We start from the raw sequence: 16,012 nt of genomic DNA, 5'->3' as shown, positions 1-16,012 counted from the left end.
CTTAGCACGGCTTTGGCTAGACGTGGCCTGCCGGGCTGGTTAAGGCCGATCGCGGAGCCGCGCCCATTATAGAGGATGCCGGCCCCTTCAAAAAGTATGGTGCGCCGGGTTTCAGCGCACCATGAGCTGTTTGGCAAGCAATCAACGCCGCCAGCGACGGCCGTCCGTGGCAAGGCCAAAGTTTGTCGGTTTGCGGGCATAGATCGCAAGGCCGGAAAGTGCTGCCAGCGGATTGACGACCACATGGGTCGGAATCGTCTTCATCAGCTCCGTGTGCGGTGCCTTGTCCTCGAAGGCGGCGCGGAATTCCGGCTTCTGCAGCGCCGGCAGGATCTTCTGCGGAATGCCACCCGAGAGATAGACGCCGCCGCGCGCCATGAAGATCATGGCGATATCGCCGGCGACGCGGCCAAGATAGGTGACGAACAGCGTCAGCGTCTCCTCGGCCTGCCTGTTGGTGCCGGCAAGCGCATGGTTGGTGATGTCAGCTGGCTCCTTCAGGCTCGGTTCGATGCCGTCAGCCGCGCAGATCGCATGATAGAGGTTCTGCAGGCCGCGACCGCAGATCACCTGCTCGGCCGAGATGCGGCCTTCGATCGGCTCCAGATGCGGCCAGATCTGCAGGTCGCGTTCCGTGCGTGGCCCGAGATCGATATGCCCGCCTTCGCCCGGTACTGGCACCCACTGATGCTGGGTATGGACCAGGGCTCCGACGCCAAGACCGGTGCCCGGCCCGAGCACGGCGCGCGATGCAACCATGTTACCGGATGCTTTGCCGATGGTCTGGCGATGCTCATCGGAAATCTCGGCGATCGCGAGCGCTTGCGCCTCGAAATCGTTGATGACGAGCACGTCCTCGATGCCGAGATTGGCGATCATCGTCTTCGGACGGATCACCCAATCGCAATTGGTCAACGGAATCTCGTCACCCTGCACGGGACCTGCCATGGCAAGAATTGCCGAGCGGGGCCGAACCTTGCTGTTTTCGAGGGCGAGCTTGATCGCATCATCGATCGTCGCGAAATTCGCCGTCTGCACGACCGGAAAATGCTCCTGTTCGGAGTCCGCATCGACGAGGATGGAGAAACGCGCATTAGTGCCGCCGATATCGCCGATCAGGATTGGGAAAGGCAGGGGGGCATCGCTATGATTGAGCTCGGGCATGGCCAGGTCCGTGGTCTGCCGCCGGCAAGGCGGATTAATGGTTCAGGGTTTTGATCAGCCGCTCGGCAGTGGATTCGTTGAGCGCCATCGGAATGTCGTAGAGAACGGCAAGCCGCGTCAATGCCTTCACGTCGACGTCGTGCGGCATGGGGGTGAGGGGATCGATGAAGAAGACGAGCATATCGATCTCGCCGGTGGCGATGAGCGCGCCGATCTGCTGATCGCCGCCGAGCGGGCCGCTTTTCAGGCGCGTGACCTTGAGGTCCGGGCAGGCATCCAGCACGCGGCCGCCCGTCGTGCCTGTGGCGACGATATTCCAATCGGCAAGGGCGGCTTCGTTACGCCGTGCAAATTCTGCCATCGCATCTTTTTTCTGATCATGCGCGATCAATGCGATGCATTTGCTGCCGGCCATGAAATCCTTGCTCCGCTCGATGTTTTCAATCGATTTACCCGCCTTCTATACCAAGGGGGCGCGTTTTGAAAGACGCCTCCAGCAAGGACGGTGCAGGACTTATTGCTGCAGAATCTGACCGGGCGGCGTATCGCCTGAAACCGGCATTGTGTCCGTCTCCACTGAAACGTCGGCAGCTTTCGCGCCGGAGGCGGTGGGGCGTGCGGAAGCAATCGCAGGCGCCGCCAATACGGCCTGGCAGGCCTTGGGCAGATCGGCAACCATGACTTCGCGCGGCTTTTGGGGCGGCTTGTCGCTGGGCTTCGGCTTGGCCCAGGGCTCAGGCCCGAACCACCAGGCGAGCGACTTGTCGCAGCCATCACCGGCGGCGACCGGCGCCTGCCCTGTGCAGCCGACGGAGCCGGCGGGGCAGCGGAGGCGGATATGGAAATGCGAGTCGTGCCCGTATTCCGGCCGCAGTTTGCCGAGATTGCTGCGGTCGCCCGTCCACGTCTCGCACATCTTCTTCTTGATCGCCGGGTTGACGAAGATGCGCTCGACCTCCGGATAGCTCGCTGCGCGCATCAAGAGGCGGGCATGCGCCGGGGTCCAGACCTTGTCGTTGATTGTCAGGAACTTGTCCTTGGCGAGCATCGTGGTGAAAGGCAGGGCTTCGCGCTCTTCCACCGTCATCTTGCGCCGCGGCATCGGCGTCAGCCAGACGTCGGCGTCGAGACCGATCTGATGCGAGGCATGGCCGTTGATCATCGGGCCGCCGCGCGGCTGCGAGATATCGCCGACAAGCAGACCCGGCCAGCCGTCATTCTTCGCAGCATCGCGCGATAGGCGCTCGAGCAGGCTGATCGTCTCCGGTCGACCCCAGCGACGATTGCGCGACAGGCGCATCGCCTGCCATGTCGGGCCATCCGCGGGCAGGGCAACTGCGCCGGCAAGGCAGCCCTTGGCATAGAAGCCGATCGATTGCGGCGGTCCCTGCGTCGGCAGCGTCACGGCGCCGAAAACAGCCTTGGCGCTGCCGGGGGAAGGGGTGGCCTGCTGCGCCAGCGCATCGCCGGCGACAAGGCCCATCCCGATCGAGGTGGCGAGAGAGAATTTGCCGATCGTTCGAAAGGCGCGAGCCAGAAGTGAAGCCATGCATATCCTTGAAAGGCGGCCGGCATTAGCCGAAGTGATTTGCCGTAAGACTATCCTGAAATAGGATGGAAGTGAATCCGCGGCAGTGACAGATGGCCGACCGGCGGTCGCCTTTGCTTGCATAGACCTTTGCTTCGGATGGATCAGTTCGCCAGGATTTCCGCCGTCTTGCGGATACGCGACAACCGCGGCAAGACCTTCGTGCAGGCGAAATCCTGCATGTCCTGCGAGAAGGTCGTCACCGCATCTTCGGCAACAATGACGGCGTAGTTTGCCGCGAAGGCATCGCGCACGGTTGCTTCGACACCGAAATTGGTGGCGACTCCGGTCAGGATCAGCGTCCTGACGCCGCGACGGCGAAGCTGCAGGTCCAGTTCCGTGCCGTAAAAGGCGCTCCACTGGCGCTTGACGATGGCGACATCAGGCGTCAGCGCTGCCATCTCGGCCGGAGCCTCGAGCGCGGCCGGCGGCAAACCTCCTGGGGGAAGCGCAAAGCTTTCGTCTGTCGGCTGATTGACAGCATCGGCATAGTCTGCGGAAAATCCAACCGTCACGAAAACGGTCGTTCCGCCATCGGCCTTCAGTCTGTTTGCGATGGCGACCGTATTGGTGACGATCTGCTGGGCGGAGTAGGGCGCGAGCGGCCGGCTGAGGACGAGGCCTTGCAGGTCGATAGAAACGAGAGCGGTAGTTTTGGGGTCGTAAAGTGACATCGGGCGGTAGCTCCATAAAATATGAGGATATCCTCACAATGGAAATATGAGGATGGCCTCACAAAAATCAAGTGAAGAATTGAAGACGCGCACGCCGAAGCGGCAGCGCGGCCATGATCGGGTCGTCATACTGCTGGAGGCGGCCGCAAAGGTTTTCGCGCGCAAGGGCTATGAGGCGGCAACGATGACGGAGATTGCGGCCGAGGCAAATTCCTCTATCGGCTCGCTCTATCAGTTCTTCCCGACCAAGCCCCTGCTTGCCGAAGCACTGCATATCGAACGCCTGGAGCGATTGAAGGCCGGGCTTCGAGGTATAGCCGAGCGGAGCACCGGCCTTTCCGCTGCCGATAGCGGCGAGGCGATCTTCCATGCGCTCGGTGCTTTCATGGAGGAATATCCGGAGTTTTCGGTACTGGCCAGTCGCCGTGATATTCCCAGGGAGCGCAAGGCGCGCTCACGGGCAGAGCTGAAGGAGCTGATCGCCGGCATCCTGCAGCAGGCGCAGCCGCCGATATCGGACGATATCGCGCTGATGTCGGGTATCGTGCTCGAACTGCTTCGCATCGTCGTCGCCGTCGCCGCCGAGCCCGATGCTGCCGAGGATCGCCGCGTCGCCGGCGAATTGCGGCTGATGTTGCGCAAACGTCTTGAAGAAGCTGCGGCAAAGGGTTGATTCCCGGAGACAGTCTTCGGCCTCTTTACAAAGAGGTGCGTTATTGAGTCCTGTTTTTTGCCCTCATTTGCCTTATGCTGATTCTCCAGAAATCATCGGGAGATCATGAATGGCGTTGTCGCGGTTGAAAGCAGGCTTGGTCGTTTCTCTTTTTTGCCTGCTGGCAATGCCTCTAGCCACGAAAGCCGAAGAGCCGCAATTCCGCATCGGCACAGCCATTCTCGGCGACTTGAAATATCAGCCCGGCTTCAAGCATTTCGATTATGTCAATCCGGATGCGCCGAAAGGCGGGGAGCTTAAACTTTCGGACGAGGGCACGTTCGACACGCTCAATCCGGTGCTGTTTAAGGGCAACCCCGTTAGCGGATTGTCAATGGTTTTCGATACGCTGATGAAGTCGTCCAATGACGAGGTTGCCATCTCCTATGGCTTGCTTGCCGAGGGTGTCTCCTATCCCGATGACATATCGAGCGCGACCTTCCGCTTGCGCGCCGAGGCGAAATGGGCCGACGGCACACCAGTAACTCCCGATGATGTGGTTTTCAGTTTCGATCGCACCAAGGAGCTCAATCCTCTCGCGACCAGTATCTATTCCCACGTGACGCGAGCCGAAAAGACGGGTGACAGGGACGTCACCTTCTACTTCAATGAAAAGAACAATCGCGAACTTCCTTTTATTGCCGGCCAGCTGCTGATCGTGCCGAAACATTGGTGGGAGAGCGCCGGCGCCGATGGAAAGCCGCGCGATATCTCCCGCACAACACTCGAGCCAGTCATGGGATCCGGACCGTATAAGATCGTCTCCATGCAGCCAGGATCGTCAATCCGATATGAACTGCGAGATGACTATTGGGGCAAGAACCTGCCAGTCAATATCGGCCAGAATAACTTCGGGACGGTTTCCTACACCTACTACGCCGATAAGGATGTGGAATTCGAAGCCTTTCGCGGCGGGAATACGGATTTCTGGCGGGACCAGTCGGCAAGCCACTGGGTGACCGCGTACGACTTTCCCGCCGCCAAGGACGGCCGCATCAAGCGCGATGAACTGCCCAACTCGCTGCGTTCGGTCGGCATCATGCAGGCGATGGTGCTCAATCTCCGGCGCGATCAGTTCAAGGATCAGCGTGTACGTGAGGCGCTGAACTACGCCTATGACTTCGAGGAGATGAACAGGGCGCTTGCCTTTGGCCAGCTGAGCCGCGTCAACTCTTTCTTTTTCGGCACCGAGCTTGCCTCTTCAGGGCTGCCCACGGGCGAGGAATTGAATATCCTCAACAGCGTCAAGGATAAGGTGCCGCCTGAAGTCTTCACCACCCCCTACACCAATCCGGTAGGCGGCGACGCGCAGAAGGCGCGCGACAATCTGCGCAAGGCGATCGCGCTTTTCAAGGAGGCCGGTTATGTGTTGAAGGGCAATCGCATGGTCAACGAAAAGACCGGCCAGCCCTTCACGATGGAAATCCTGCTCGGCAGTCCTTCGCTGGAAAGATCAAACCTGCCCTACGTTCAGAACCTGCGCCGCATTGGCATCGATGCGACCCTCAGAACGGTCGATTCATCGCAATACATCAATCGCATTCGCAGCTTCGACTATGATGCGACCTGGAACGTGTGGGGCACGGCGCTGCCGCCCGGCAGCGAACAGATCGATTACTGGGGTTCGGCATCGGCAAACCGCCAAGGCTCTCGCAACTACGCCGGCATTTCCGATCCGGGTGTCGATATATTGATCGGTAAGCTTGTCTCTGCCGCGACCCTCGAAGAAAAGACTGCTGCCGCCAAGGCGCTTGATCGCGTACTCCTCGCCCACCACTACGTTGTCCCGTTGTTTTATGGGACGACGAACAAGATCGCCTATTGGGACAAATTCGAGCATCTGCCCGAGCTGCCCTATTACTCGATCGGCTTTCCCGATGTCTGGTGGTCGAAAAGCGCCGGAAAGTGAGCCTCTCTTGCAATGAGGGGCTCGCTGGCTCCAAATGCTCGAGGCTGATTCGGATGGTTTCAAGCTGAAATTATTGCGCCGGTCTCGATCCGGCGGAAGGGACTATGATTTGATCGACGGACGGATTGAGACGAGGCGGAACATACCCCTCTTCGAGGGAGCGGCGGGCTAATGGGCGCTTATATCCTGCGACGTCTCCTGCTGATGATCCCGACCATTGTCGGGATCATGGCGATTTCCTTCACCATCGTGCAGTTTGCGCCAGGCGGTCCAGTCGAGCAGGTCATCGCGCAGTTGACCGGGCAGGGCGACAATGCCAACGGTCGCCTTTCCGGCGGCACCGACACGCTGGCCCAGCAATCCCTAGATGACAGCAGCTCGAAATATCGTGGCGCGCAGGGGCTCGATCCGGAGCTGATCGCCAAGCTCGACAAGCAGTTTGGCTTCGACAAGCCGCCGCTCGAGCGCTTCGGCCAGATGATGTGGAACTATATCCGCTTCGATTTCGGCGAGAGCTTTTTCCGCAATACCACCGTTATCGACCTCATCGCCCAGAAGCTGCCGGTGTCGATCTCGCTCGGCATCTGGATCCTGATCTTCTCCTATGCCATTTCCATTCCGCTCGGCATCCGCAAGGCGGTGCAGGACGGATCGACCTTCGATGTCTGGACGTCGGGCATCATCATCGTCGGCTATGCCGTCCCGAGCTTCCTGTTCGGCATCATGCTGATCGTGCTCTTTGCCGGCGGCTCCTTCTTCGACTGGTTTCCGCTGCGCGGCCTCGTCTCGGATAATTTCGCCGATCTCAGCTGGTGGCAGAAGATCCTCGATTATCTCTGGCATCTGGTGCTGCCGCTGATTTCGCTGTCGCTCGCCGCCTTCGCCACCACGACGCTGCTCACGAAGAATTCCTTCATCGAAGAGATCAAGAAGCAATATGTCATCACCGCCCGCGCCAAGGGTCTTTCCGAACGGCGCGTGCTCTATGGCCATGTCTTCCGCAATGCCATGCTCATTGTCATTGCCGGCTTTCCCGGCGCCTTCATCTCCGCCTTCTTCACCGGTTCGCTGCTGATCGAGAATATCTTCTCGCTCGATGGCCTGGGGCGCCTGAGCTATCTCTCTGTCGTCCAGCGCGACTATCCCGTTGTGTTTGCCACGCTTTTCATCTTCTCGCTGCTCGGCCTCGTCGTCAGCCTCGTCTCCGACCTCATCTACACTTGGATCGATCCGCGCATCGACTTCGAACGGAGGGACGTGTGATGGATGCAGCCAATCAGCAGACGCTATCGACCACGGTGAAGCCGCCGCGCAAGGGACTGTTCTCGCCGACCAATGTGCGCCGCTGGGAGAACTTCAAGGCAAACCGCCGCGGCTACTGGTCGCTCTGGATCTTCCTGGTCCTGTTCGTCGTCAGCCTCGGCGCGGAGTTCATCGTCAACGACCGGCCGATCCTCGTCTCCTATAAGGGCGAGATCCTGGCGCCGGTCTTCGTCGATTATCCGGAAGAGAAGTTCGGCGGCTTCCTGGCGCAGACGGATTATCGCGCCCCGGATATCCAGGATGAGATCAATGCCCATGGCTGGATGATCTGGCCGCCGATCCATTATTCCTATCAGACCGCCAATTCCAACCTTCCCACAGGAATGTCGGCGCCGACGCCGCCTTTCTGGGCGATGAGCAAGGAGACACGCTGCTCGGGCTATCCTGGCGGTATCGCCGATCCGAATTGCAACTGGAGCAATTTTAATTGGCTCGGCACCGACGATCAGGCGCGAGACGTGCTCGCACGCCTGATCTACGGCTTCCGCATCTCTGTACTGTTCGGCCTGGCGCTCACCATCTGCTCGGCAGTCGTCGGCGTCTGCGCCGGTGCGATTCAGGGCTATTTCGGTGGCTGGACCGATCTTCTGATGCAGCGTTTCATCGAAATCTGGTCGTCCATGCCGGTGCTCTATATCCTGCTGATCATCGCCTCGGTGCTGCCGCCGGGCTTCTTCATCCTGCTCGGCATATTGCTGCTGTTTTCCTGGGTCGGTCTCGTCGGCGTGGTGCGCGCTGAATTCCTGCGGGCGCGTAATTTCGAATATGTGCGCGCCGCCCGCGCGCTCGGCGTCAACAACCGCACCATCATGTATCGACACCTGCTGCCGAATGCGATGGTCGCGACGCTGACCTTCGTTCCCTTCATCCTGTCGGGTTCGATCACCACCCTGACCTCGCTGGATTTCCTGGGCTTCGGCATGCCGCCCGGCTCGCCGTCGCTGGGTGAAATGATCGCCCAGGGCAAATCCAATCTGCAGGCTCCCTGGCTGGGGCTCTCGGCCTTCTTCACCATGTCGATCATGCTGTCGCTGCTGATTTTCATCGGCGAGGCCGTGCGCGACGCCTTCGATCCGAGGAAGACGTTCCGATGAGCGAAAATTCCACTCCGCTGCTGTCAGTCCGCAATCTCTCCGTCGCCTTTCATCAGGGCGGGCAGACCTCGATCGCCGTCGATGGCGTCTCCTTCGATATCCGCAAGGGCGAGGTCGTGGCGCTGGTCGGCGAATCCGGCTCCGGCAAGTCGGTTTCGGCCAATTCGATCCTGAAGCTCTTGCCCTATCCGGCCGCAAGCCACCCTTCCGGCGAGATCCTGTTCAAGGGCAAGGACCTCTTGAAGGCATCGGACAACGAGCTGCGCGCCGTGCGCGGCAACGATATCACGATGATCTTCCAGGAGCCGATGACCTCGCTCAATCCGCTCCACACCATCGAGCGGCAGATCAGCGAAATCCTGGCGTTGCATCAGGGCATGGTGGGTGAGGTCGCTCGCAACCGCACGCTGGAACTTTTGAATCAGGTCGGCATCCGCGAGCCGGAAAAGCGGCTCAAGGCCTATCCGCATGAACTGTCCGGCGGCCAGCGCCAGCGCGTGATGATCGCCATGGCGCTTGCCAACCGCCCCGAACTCCTGATCGCCGACGAGCCGACGACGGCGCTCGACGTGACCGTGCAGGCACAGATCCTCGAACTCCTGCGCGAGCTCAAGGGTGCGCATGGCATGTCGATGCTGTTCATCACCCACGATCTCGGCATCGTCCGCAAATTCGCCGACCGCGTCTGCGTGATGACCAAGGGCAAGATCGTGGAGACCGGCACGGTGGAGGATGTCTTCACGCGGCCGCAGCATGATTATACCCGCCATCTGCTGGCGGCAGAGCCGCGTGGTGAACCGCCGGCGAGCGATACGAACAAGCCCGTGGTCATGGAAGGCAGCGACATTCGCGTCTGGTTCCCGATCAAGGCCGGCTTCATGCGTAAGGTCGTCGACCATGTGAAGGCGGTCGATGGCATCGATCTGAAGCTGCGCGCTGGCCAGACGCTCGGCGTCGTCGGCGAATCCGGCTCAGGCAAGACCACGCTCGGCCTCGCGCTCGCCCGGCTTATTTCCTCCAAGGGCCGTATCGCCTTCGTCGGCAAGGATATAGCCGGCTATTCGTTTCGCGAAATGCGGCCGCTGCGCAATCAGCTGCAGGTGGTCTTCCAGGATCCTTATGGATCGCTCAGCCCGCGCATGTCGGTCGGCGAGATCATTGCCGAGGGGCTCAAGGTACATGAGCGGTCGCTTTCGGCCGATGAGCGCGACAAGCGCGTCTGCTGGGCGCTGGAGGAGGTCGGCCTCGACCCCTCCACGCGCTGGCGCTTCCCGCATGAATTCTCCGGCGGCCAGCGTCAGCGCATCGCCATCGCCCGGGCCATGGTCTTGAAGCCGCGCTTCGTCATGCTCGACGAGCCCACCTCGGCGCTCGACATGAGCGTGCAGGCGCAGGTGGTCGATTTGCTGCGTGACCTGCAGCAGAAGCACGATCTAGCCTATCTCTTCATCAGCCACGACCTGAAGGTGGTGAAGGCGCTCGCCAACGAGCTGATCGTCATGCGCTTCGGCAAGGTCGTAGAGCAGGGCGCATCCGCCGATATTTTCCGGGCGCCGAAAGAGGATTACACCAGGGCGCTTCTCGCTGCCGCCTTTAACATCGAGGCGGTGCCAACCTCCGCCATCCAGCAATAGAGACCACCATCATGCCGGCCAAAAGCCCCGTTCTCGTCGACCTCAAATTCAACCCCGAGACCGTCGCCAGGGCACTCGAAACTGCTTTTGCCGATCGCGGCAGCATCAATCTCGCTGACCCCGCCAGCAAGGGGCTGGATCTGAGGCATGTCGACTACGCGCTGCTGTGGAAGCCGGGTGCCGATCTTTTCGAGCGCGCGCCCAATCTCAAGGTCATCTTCTCGGGCGGCGCCGGCGTCGATTCCATGATGTCGATTGCTGGCCTGCCCGATATTCCGATGGTCCGTTTCGTGGATCGCAGTCTCACGACGCGGATGAGCGAATGGGTGGTGATGCAGTGCCTGATGCATCTGCGCGACGTGCAGGGGCATTTCAGGAATCAGCGACAGCACGTCTGGGCGCCGCAGCATGGTCCGGAAGCTGCCGACGTCACCGTCGGCGTCATGGGCCTCGGTGTTCTCGGCTGCGATGCAGCCGCGAAATTGAAAGTTATGGGCTTCAACGTCATCGGCTGGTCCCGCAGCAAGAAAGAGATCGACGGTATGGAAACCTTCGATGCCGCCGGGCTGGATGCGTTTCTGGCACGTACCGACATTCTCGTCGGCCTGCTGCCGCTGACGGCAGAGACGACGGGAATTTACAACGCTTCGCTCTTTTCCAAGCTGCATCGCAACGGCCCGCTCGGCAAGCCGATCTTCATCAATGCCGGCCGCGGCAAGAGCCAGGTTGCGGCCGATATCGCTTCGGCTGTTCGCACCGGCGTCCTCGGCGGCGCCTCGCTCGATGTCTTCGCCGTCGAGCCTCTGGCTGCGGACGATCCGCTTTGGGACCTGGAAAATGTCATCATTACGCCGCATGATTCCGCCGTGTCTGACGAAAAGGCACTGATGCGCTACGTCGAGGAGCAGATCGCCTGCTTCGAACGCGGCGAACCGCTGCAGCATCTGGTAGATCGCGGTCGGGGTTACTAAGTCTATCTTCGGATGGCGGTGGTCGGGGCCTTATGCCTCGGCTGGCGCCGGCAAAATGCGACCCATTTGCCCTGGTATCAATTTTCTTTCAGCGACTGGACTTTCGCTCAACATTTTTTGATAACAGGGCGCTACAACCGCATGCCGGCACGCCGCTGGCGAAAAGCATGACGTCCGCAGGGCAGGAGACGGGGCAGGAACGACATGACCAAGACGGATATCGCCACCCGCGTCTATAACCATACTTGGAAGCTTGATCCGATCATCCGCAGCCTGATCGACACGGATTTCTACAAGCTCCTCATGCTGCAGATGATCTGGAAGCTCTATCCGGATGTCGATGCCACCTTCTCGCTTATCAATCGCACCAAGAGCGTCCGCCTCGCAGAAGTGATCGACGAAAAGGAATTGCGTGAGCAGCTCGACCATGCCCGCACGCTCCGCCTCTCCAAGAAGGAGATGATCTGGCTGGCGGGTAACAGTTTCTACGGCCGCGCCCAGATCTTCGAACCGGAATTCCTCGCCTGGCTGTCGAATTTCCAGCTGCCGGAATACGAGCTATCGAAGCGCGACGGCCAGTATATTCTCGATTTCCACGGCTCGTGGAAGGAGACGACGATGTGGGAGATCCCCGCGCTCGCCATCATCAACGAGCTTCGTTCGCGTACGGCGTTGAAGGCGCTTGGCCCCTTCACGCTCGATGTGCTGTATGCCCGCGCCAAGGCCAAGATGTGGGAGAAGGTGGAGCGGCTGCGCGAGCTGCCGGGCCTGCGCATTTCCGATTTCGGCACCCGCCGGCGCCATAGCTTCCTCTGGCAGCGTTGGTGCGTGGAGGCGCTGAAGGAAGGAGTGGGCAACGCCTTCACCGGCACGAGCAACGTGCTGCTCGCCATGGATTCCGATCTCGAAGCCGTCGGCACCAATGCGCATGAGCTGCCGATGGTCGCCGCAGCACTTGCGAAAAATGACGAAGAGCTCGGCAAGGCGCCCTACAAGGTGCTGCGTGACTGGAACCGCCTCTATGGCGGCAATCTGCTCGTCGTGCTGCCCGATGCCTTCGGCACGGCTTCCTTCCTGCGCAACGCACCGGAATGGGTGGCCGACTGGACCGGCTTCCGCCCCGACAGCGCCCCGCCGATCGAAGGCGGCGAGAAGATCATCGAATGGTGGAAGAAGATGGGCCGCGATCCCCGCCAGAAGCTGCTGATCTTCTCCGATGGCCTCGATGTCGATGCCATCATCGACACCTACAAGCATTTCGACGGTCGAGTCCGCATGAGTTTTGGTTGGGGCACCAACCTTACCAACGATTTCGCCGGCTGCGCGCCCACCGAACTCAAGGGCCTCAATCCTATTTCGATCGTCTGCAAGGTCATCGAGGCAAATGGCCGACCGGCCGTGAAGCTCTCGGACAATCCTCAGAAGGCGACGGGCGAGCCTGCGGAAGTCGAGCGTTATCTGAAGTTCTTCGGTGCAGAGGATCGCGTCGATCAGGAAGTGCTGGTTTAAGGCGTTTTCCGTCCGCAATGCGTAAAAGGTCTAGTGGCGGATCGCCGCTTCCATCCGGGCGACACGGCGAAATAGCGTCCAGCGGCCATTTTCCCAGCGATATTGATCCGGCGAAATAACGTAGGGCACGTCGCTGAGATCGGCGCTGATCAGCTCCAGAAGCTGCAGGCCCTCGATATCGTTCTCATGCGTGAAGAACACCTTGTCGCGCGACAGGAAGGCGGCGATCGGCGCGGCGCCGCCGGATTGCTCCTGCACCTGCGCCCAGAAATTCGGCAGGAACGCAATGCTGGACTCGAACTGGCCGTCCACCTCGACATATTGGAACCGGCTGCGTTTGGCGATCTGAACGCCGGTCTTGGCAAGGAATTTCTGCAGGTTGGCCTGTGCCGTTTCGGCGAGTTCTCGGACATCGATGCCCCAGTCGTCGAGTGCTTCGGCCATCACGTAGTTGACCGTCGTCTCGCCGTTGACGACGAAGAGCTTGATCAGGTTTTCGGCCTCGTCGAGGTAGACGAATTGCGGCGGATTGGGCTCGTCCTTGGCGGCCTGCATCATCTGCTGCCGCGCAACCTCGACGAAATCGCGCGCTTTCAGGACCGGCAGGACCTTGGCGAGCTCGCCGCTGTCGACCATGGCTTCCGTCATGTTGAGATAGTTGAGGAGCGCCTGCGCGCGTGCCGGCCCGCGCTTTTCGCGCAGCGCCAGCAGCGCATTGCTCAGGAATTTCGTCATCGTATCGCCGTTGCGGCTGTGCAGCGTCAGACTGCCGGCGGCAGCATCGTAATCGACGCGGATCAGATCTCCGAAGAACGGCAGGCGTTCCTGCAGATAGGCGGCAAAGGCTGCTTCATCCTGCAAAGCTTCGTCGGGAATGTTGAGATCGAGGGTTTTGGCAACGGCCGCGCTCTCTGGCTCCTGCATCGGATAGGGTTGGCCGGGGCGCATTTCCGCGCGCTTGCCTCTGCCGAAGAGCCTTTTCAGGAAATTGAACACGCGCATCCCCGAGTACCGAACGGTATTGCTGTAGAACCTAGCGCGGCAGCCGTTGCGGGGCAATGGCGGTATGATGGGGGTGGGGGCCGTAAGTGCCTGCTTGCCCGTACAAAAAACGCGTATAGTCTGCAGGAGCGGGCCGAATGGTCAGATTGCGGGAAGGGCAGCGCAGATGAGAAATGTCGGGGGCGGCAGGTGGACGATCGGAGGCCTGTTTTTTTGTCTTTTTGCATTGGCTGCACCTGTGACTGCGTTCGCGCAGAATGCCGCTGCCCCACAGCCGGCCGCCCCGCCGCCCGACAAGGTTCGCGAGCTGATCCAGCTGATGAACGAGCCGGATGTCAGGCAATGGCTTACTGCGCAGCTCAATAGTCAACCGACACCCGCCAGCGATAAACCCGCAACCATCAGCGATCCGACGCCGACCGACGGCAATCAGATGTCGGTTCTATCAGGCATGCTCGGCCATACGCGGCATCACCTTGAGCTGGTCTCCGGCGCTGCGATGACGTTGCCCTACGAGGTCATGACCGCATCGGAAAAGCTGGAAGGCGAAGGCAAGTCGGTCGGCCTCGTACGCATCATCATTCAGATTGTCCTGCTCTTCTTCCTGGGGTTGGCGGCCGAACTCGCCGTTGCACGCTTCATCAACACCAGGCATATGCAGCGCACCGAGAGGGCTGCCGGTACCGAGACGGAACTGCAGGCAGCGCGCTTCCAGTTTCTGGGCGGTGTCGTGCCCGCCATCATCCATGGCCTGGTGACGCTCGTTCCGCTTCTTGCCTTCGATTGGCCGCCAGCCATTGAAAATTTTGCTATCGCTTGCGTCATTGCGATGGTGTCGATCAGGCTGGCGATCTCCATCGGCAAGCTTGTCATGGAATTGATAGCGATGCGTCGCGCCAACGACGTTCTGGATGAGGACGGCGGTGCCGCCCGCATCGCCGAACGGCGGCGCGTCGCATCCTATTGGTATCGACGCTGCACGCTGTTTGCTATCTATTTTGCCTGCGGCTGGGCGATCATACAGGCCGTCACGTCGCTGGACTTTTCTGTCGGGGCGCGCGACCTCATCGGCTACACCCTCGGCATCGGTCTGTTTCTGATCGCCACGGCTGCCGTGTGGTCCAGGCCGCTTCCACCGGAAAAGCGGGGGGCGAAGACGGTTTCCTGGCTCCTGACGATTTTCTTCGCGGCGCTATGGTGTCTCTGGGTGGCCGGTTTTGATGGCCTTTTGTGGCTCGGCATCTATGCGATATTGCTGCCGCGCGTCCTCTCGGTATCGACGAAGGCGATCGAAGCCCTGCATGATGCCGCCGACGGCATCTTCGGTACCGGCAAGATCGCGGCCGTGTTGCTCGACCGCGGCTTGCGGGCGCTGATCATTACCTTTGCGGCTTTATGGCTCGGCCACATGCTGGGGGTCGAGGCGCATGCGATGATGAGTGGCAGCGAATCGAATGTCGGCCGCATCGCTCGCGGCATTCTCGGCGGCATCATCATCCTCCTGGTTGCCGATCTCGTCTGGCAGCTGGCAAAAACCTATATCGACGGCAAAGTCATGCAATCCCTGCCGGCCGCCGGCGAATCGGATGAGATGAGAGCGAGCCGCGCCCGGCTGCAGACGCTGCTTCCGATCTTCCGCAACATTCTTGCCGTCGTCATCGGCATCATTGCGGTCATGATGGTGCTGTCGGGCCTCGGCGTTCAGATCGGGCCGCTGATCGCCGGCGCCGGCGTTGTCGGCGTCGCGGTCGGCTTCGGCGCACAGACCATCGTCAAGGATGTCATCAGCGGCATCTTCTACCTCTGGGACGATGCCTTCCGTATCGGCGAATATATCGAAAGCGGCCATTACAAGGGCGTGGTGGAATCCTTCAGCCTGCGTTCGGTCAAGCTGCGCCACCAGCGCGGCCCGCTGGCGACGATCCCCTTCGGTTCGCTCGGTGCGGTCAACAACATGAACCGCGACTGGGCAATCGATAAGATCATCGTCAAGGTGACCTACGATACGGATCTCGTGAAACTGAAGCGCATTATCAAGGATATCGGCCAGCGCCTGCTCGACGACGAGGAGCTGAAACCGAGCATCATCCAGACGCTGAAGATGAAGGGTGTCGAGCAGTTCGGCGATTTCGCGATCGAGATCAGGCTGGCCATCACCGCCAAGCCCGACGAGCTCTCCGTCATCCGCCGCAGCGCGCTGGCCTTGATCAAGCAGTCCTTCGACGAGAACGGCATCCAGTTCGCCTTCCCCACCGTGCAGGTGGCAAGCGACAAGGACGCCGCTGCCGCCGCTGCCCGGCAGCTCATCGAGATGCGGGCTGCAAACGTGGATGGCGCGCAGCAGGCGAGCTAGAGCAATTCCAGCAAAAGTGCAAAGCGGTTTTGCGTCCGGAATTGCGTTAAACCAAAGAGATAGAGCGGTTCGGAGATTC

The 16,012-nt window shown here is 60.5% G+C and carries 13 protein-coding genes; 8 read left to right on the top strand and 5 right to left on the bottom strand.

Translation table 11 applies throughout. The annotated features are described in order from the left end of the window. Positions 1-141: 141 nt before the first annotated feature. The 4 genes from JJQ51_RS30610 to JJQ51_RS30595 form a co-directional block, all read right to left on the bottom strand. Positions 142-1,164 (bottom strand): glucokinase, encoded by a 1,023-nt coding sequence (locus JJQ51_RS30610; protein WP_113330589.1) that lies wholly within the window; start codon positions 1,162-1,164, stop codon positions 142-144. 34 nt (positions 1,165-1,198) lie between these two features. Next, entirely contained in the window at positions 1,199-1,579 is a 381-nt protein-coding gene (locus JJQ51_RS30605; RefSeq protein ID WP_113330590.1) for a methylglyoxal synthase, read from the bottom strand. A gap of 99 nt (positions 1,580-1,678) precedes the next feature. Continuing rightward, complete coding sequence (gene mepA, locus JJQ51_RS30600; protein WP_269245685.1) at positions 1,679-2,713, bottom strand: penicillin-insensitive murein endopeptidase; 1,035 nt, start codon at positions 2,711-2,713, stop codon at positions 1,679-1,681. Between the two features lie 143 nt (positions 2,714-2,856). Continuing rightward, positions 2,857-3,426 carry an isochorismatase family protein gene (locus JJQ51_RS30595; RefSeq protein ID WP_113390797.1) on the bottom strand — a complete coding sequence of 190 codons (570 nt, stop codon included), beginning with the start codon at positions 3,424-3,426 and terminating at the stop codon, positions 2,857-2,859. 52 nt (positions 3,427-3,478) lie between these two features. Between JJQ51_RS30595 and JJQ51_RS30590 the strand changes: the two genes are divergently transcribed. The 7 genes from JJQ51_RS30590 to pncB all read left to right on the top strand — a co-directional run bounded on the left by JJQ51_RS30590 (position 3,479) and on the right by pncB (position 12,578). Further along, positions 3,479-4,099 (top strand): TetR/AcrR family transcriptional regulator, encoded by a 621-nt coding sequence (locus JJQ51_RS30590; RefSeq protein WP_269245684.1) that lies wholly within the window; start codon positions 3,479-3,481, stop codon positions 4,097-4,099. A 109-nt stretch (positions 4,100-4,208) separates the two neighbouring features. After that, positions 4,209-6,047 carry an extracellular solute-binding protein gene (locus JJQ51_RS30585; RefSeq protein WP_269245683.1) on the top strand — a complete coding sequence of 613 codons (1,839 nt, stop codon included), beginning with the start codon at positions 4,209-4,211 and terminating at the stop codon, positions 6,045-6,047. Between the two features lie 171 nt (positions 6,048-6,218). Then, complete coding sequence (locus JJQ51_RS30580; RefSeq protein ID WP_269245682.1) at positions 6,219-7,310, top strand: microcin C ABC transporter permease YejB; 1,092 nt, start codon at positions 6,219-6,221, stop codon at positions 7,308-7,310. Continuing rightward, positions 7,310-8,464 (top strand): ABC transporter permease, encoded by a 1,155-nt coding sequence (locus tag JJQ51_RS30575; RefSeq protein WP_113395902.1) that lies wholly within the window; start codon positions 7,310-7,312, stop codon positions 8,462-8,464. Before JJQ51_RS30580 ends, JJQ51_RS30575 begins: the two co-directional genes overlap by 1 nt. After that, entirely contained in the window at positions 8,461-10,098 is a 1,638-nt protein-coding gene (locus JJQ51_RS30570; RefSeq protein WP_269245681.1) for an ABC transporter ATP-binding protein, read from the top strand. Before JJQ51_RS30575 ends, JJQ51_RS30570 begins: the two co-directional genes overlap by 4 nt. Before the next feature lie 11 nt (positions 10,099-10,109). Further along, positions 10,110-11,069 carry a 2-hydroxyacid dehydrogenase gene (locus JJQ51_RS30565; RefSeq protein ID WP_269245680.1) on the top strand — a complete coding sequence of 320 codons (960 nt, stop codon included), beginning with the start codon at positions 10,110-10,112 and terminating at the stop codon, positions 11,067-11,069. Positions 11,070-11,273: 204 nt separating this feature from the next. Continuing rightward, complete coding sequence (pncB, locus tag JJQ51_RS30560; RefSeq protein WP_113330599.1) at positions 11,274-12,578, top strand: nicotinate phosphoribosyltransferase; 1,305 nt, start codon at positions 11,274-11,276, stop codon at positions 12,576-12,578. Positions 12,579-12,608: 30 nt separating this feature from the next. On the opposite strand, the gene JJQ51_RS30555 is transcribed toward pncB, so the two are convergent. Beyond that, positions 12,609-13,580 (bottom strand): hypothetical protein, encoded by a 972-nt coding sequence (locus JJQ51_RS30555; RefSeq protein WP_246661904.1) that lies wholly within the window; start codon positions 13,578-13,580, stop codon positions 12,609-12,611. A 166-nt stretch (positions 13,581-13,746) separates the two neighbouring features. On the opposite strand from JJQ51_RS30555, the gene JJQ51_RS30550 reads away from it, so the two are divergent. Further along, positions 13,747-15,933, top strand: a complete 2,187-nt coding sequence (locus JJQ51_RS30550; protein ID WP_113330600.1) for a mechanosensitive ion channel family protein — start codon at positions 13,747-13,749, stop codon at positions 15,931-15,933. Positions 15,934-16,012: the final 79 nt, after the last annotated feature.

Source organism: Rhizobium sp. AG207R, from assembly GCF_027109195.1.
GTDB lineage: Bacteria > Pseudomonadota > Alphaproteobacteria > Rhizobiales > Rhizobiaceae > Rhizobium > Rhizobium dioscoreae.
The sequence above is the reverse complement of the archived record's forward strand: the minus strand, read 5'-3'. Positions and strand labels throughout refer to the sequence as shown.

Bases quoted from the DNA above. Each gene is read 5' to 3' on its own strand.
- JJQ51_RS30610 (WP_113330589.1), bottom strand. From the start codon at position 1,164: ATGCCCGAGCTCAATCATAGCGATGCCCCCCTGCCTTTCCCAATCCTG.
- JJQ51_RS30605 (WP_113330590.1), bottom strand. From the start codon at position 1,579: ATGGCCGGCAGCAAATGCATCGCATTGATCGCGCATGATCAGAAAAAA.
- mepA (WP_269245685.1), bottom strand. From the start codon at position 2,713: ATGGCTTCACTTCTGGCTCGCGCCTTTCGAACGATCGGCAAATTCTCT.
- JJQ51_RS30595 (WP_113390797.1), bottom strand. From the start codon at position 3,426: ATGTCACTTTACGACCCCAAAACTACCGCTCTCGTTTCTATCGACCTG.
- JJQ51_RS30590 (WP_269245684.1), top strand. From the start codon at position 3,479: ATGGCCTCACAAAAATCAAGTGAAGAATTGAAGACGCGCACGCCGAAG.
- JJQ51_RS30585 (WP_269245683.1), top strand. From the start codon at position 4,209: ATGGCGTTGTCGCGGTTGAAAGCAGGCTTGGTCGTTTCTCTTTTTTGC.
- JJQ51_RS30580 (WP_269245682.1), top strand. From the start codon at position 6,219: ATGGGCGCTTATATCCTGCGACGTCTCCTGCTGATGATCCCGACCATT.
- JJQ51_RS30575 (WP_113395902.1), top strand. From the start codon at position 7,310: ATGGATGCAGCCAATCAGCAGACGCTATCGACCACGGTGAAGCCGCCG.
- JJQ51_RS30570 (WP_269245681.1), top strand. From the start codon at position 8,461: ATGAGCGAAAATTCCACTCCGCTGCTGTCAGTCCGCAATCTCTCCGTC.
- JJQ51_RS30565 (WP_269245680.1), top strand. From the start codon at position 10,110: ATGCCGGCCAAAAGCCCCGTTCTCGTCGACCTCAAATTCAACCCCGAG.
- pncB (WP_113330599.1), top strand. From the start codon at position 11,274: ATGACCAAGACGGATATCGCCACCCGCGTCTATAACCATACTTGGAAG.
- JJQ51_RS30555 (WP_246661904.1), bottom strand. From the start codon at position 13,580: ATGCGCGTGTTCAATTTCCTGAAAAGGCTCTTCGGCAGAGGCAAGCGC.
- JJQ51_RS30550 (WP_113330600.1), top strand. From the start codon at position 13,747: ATGAGAAATGTCGGGGGCGGCAGGTGGACGATCGGAGGCCTGTTTTTT.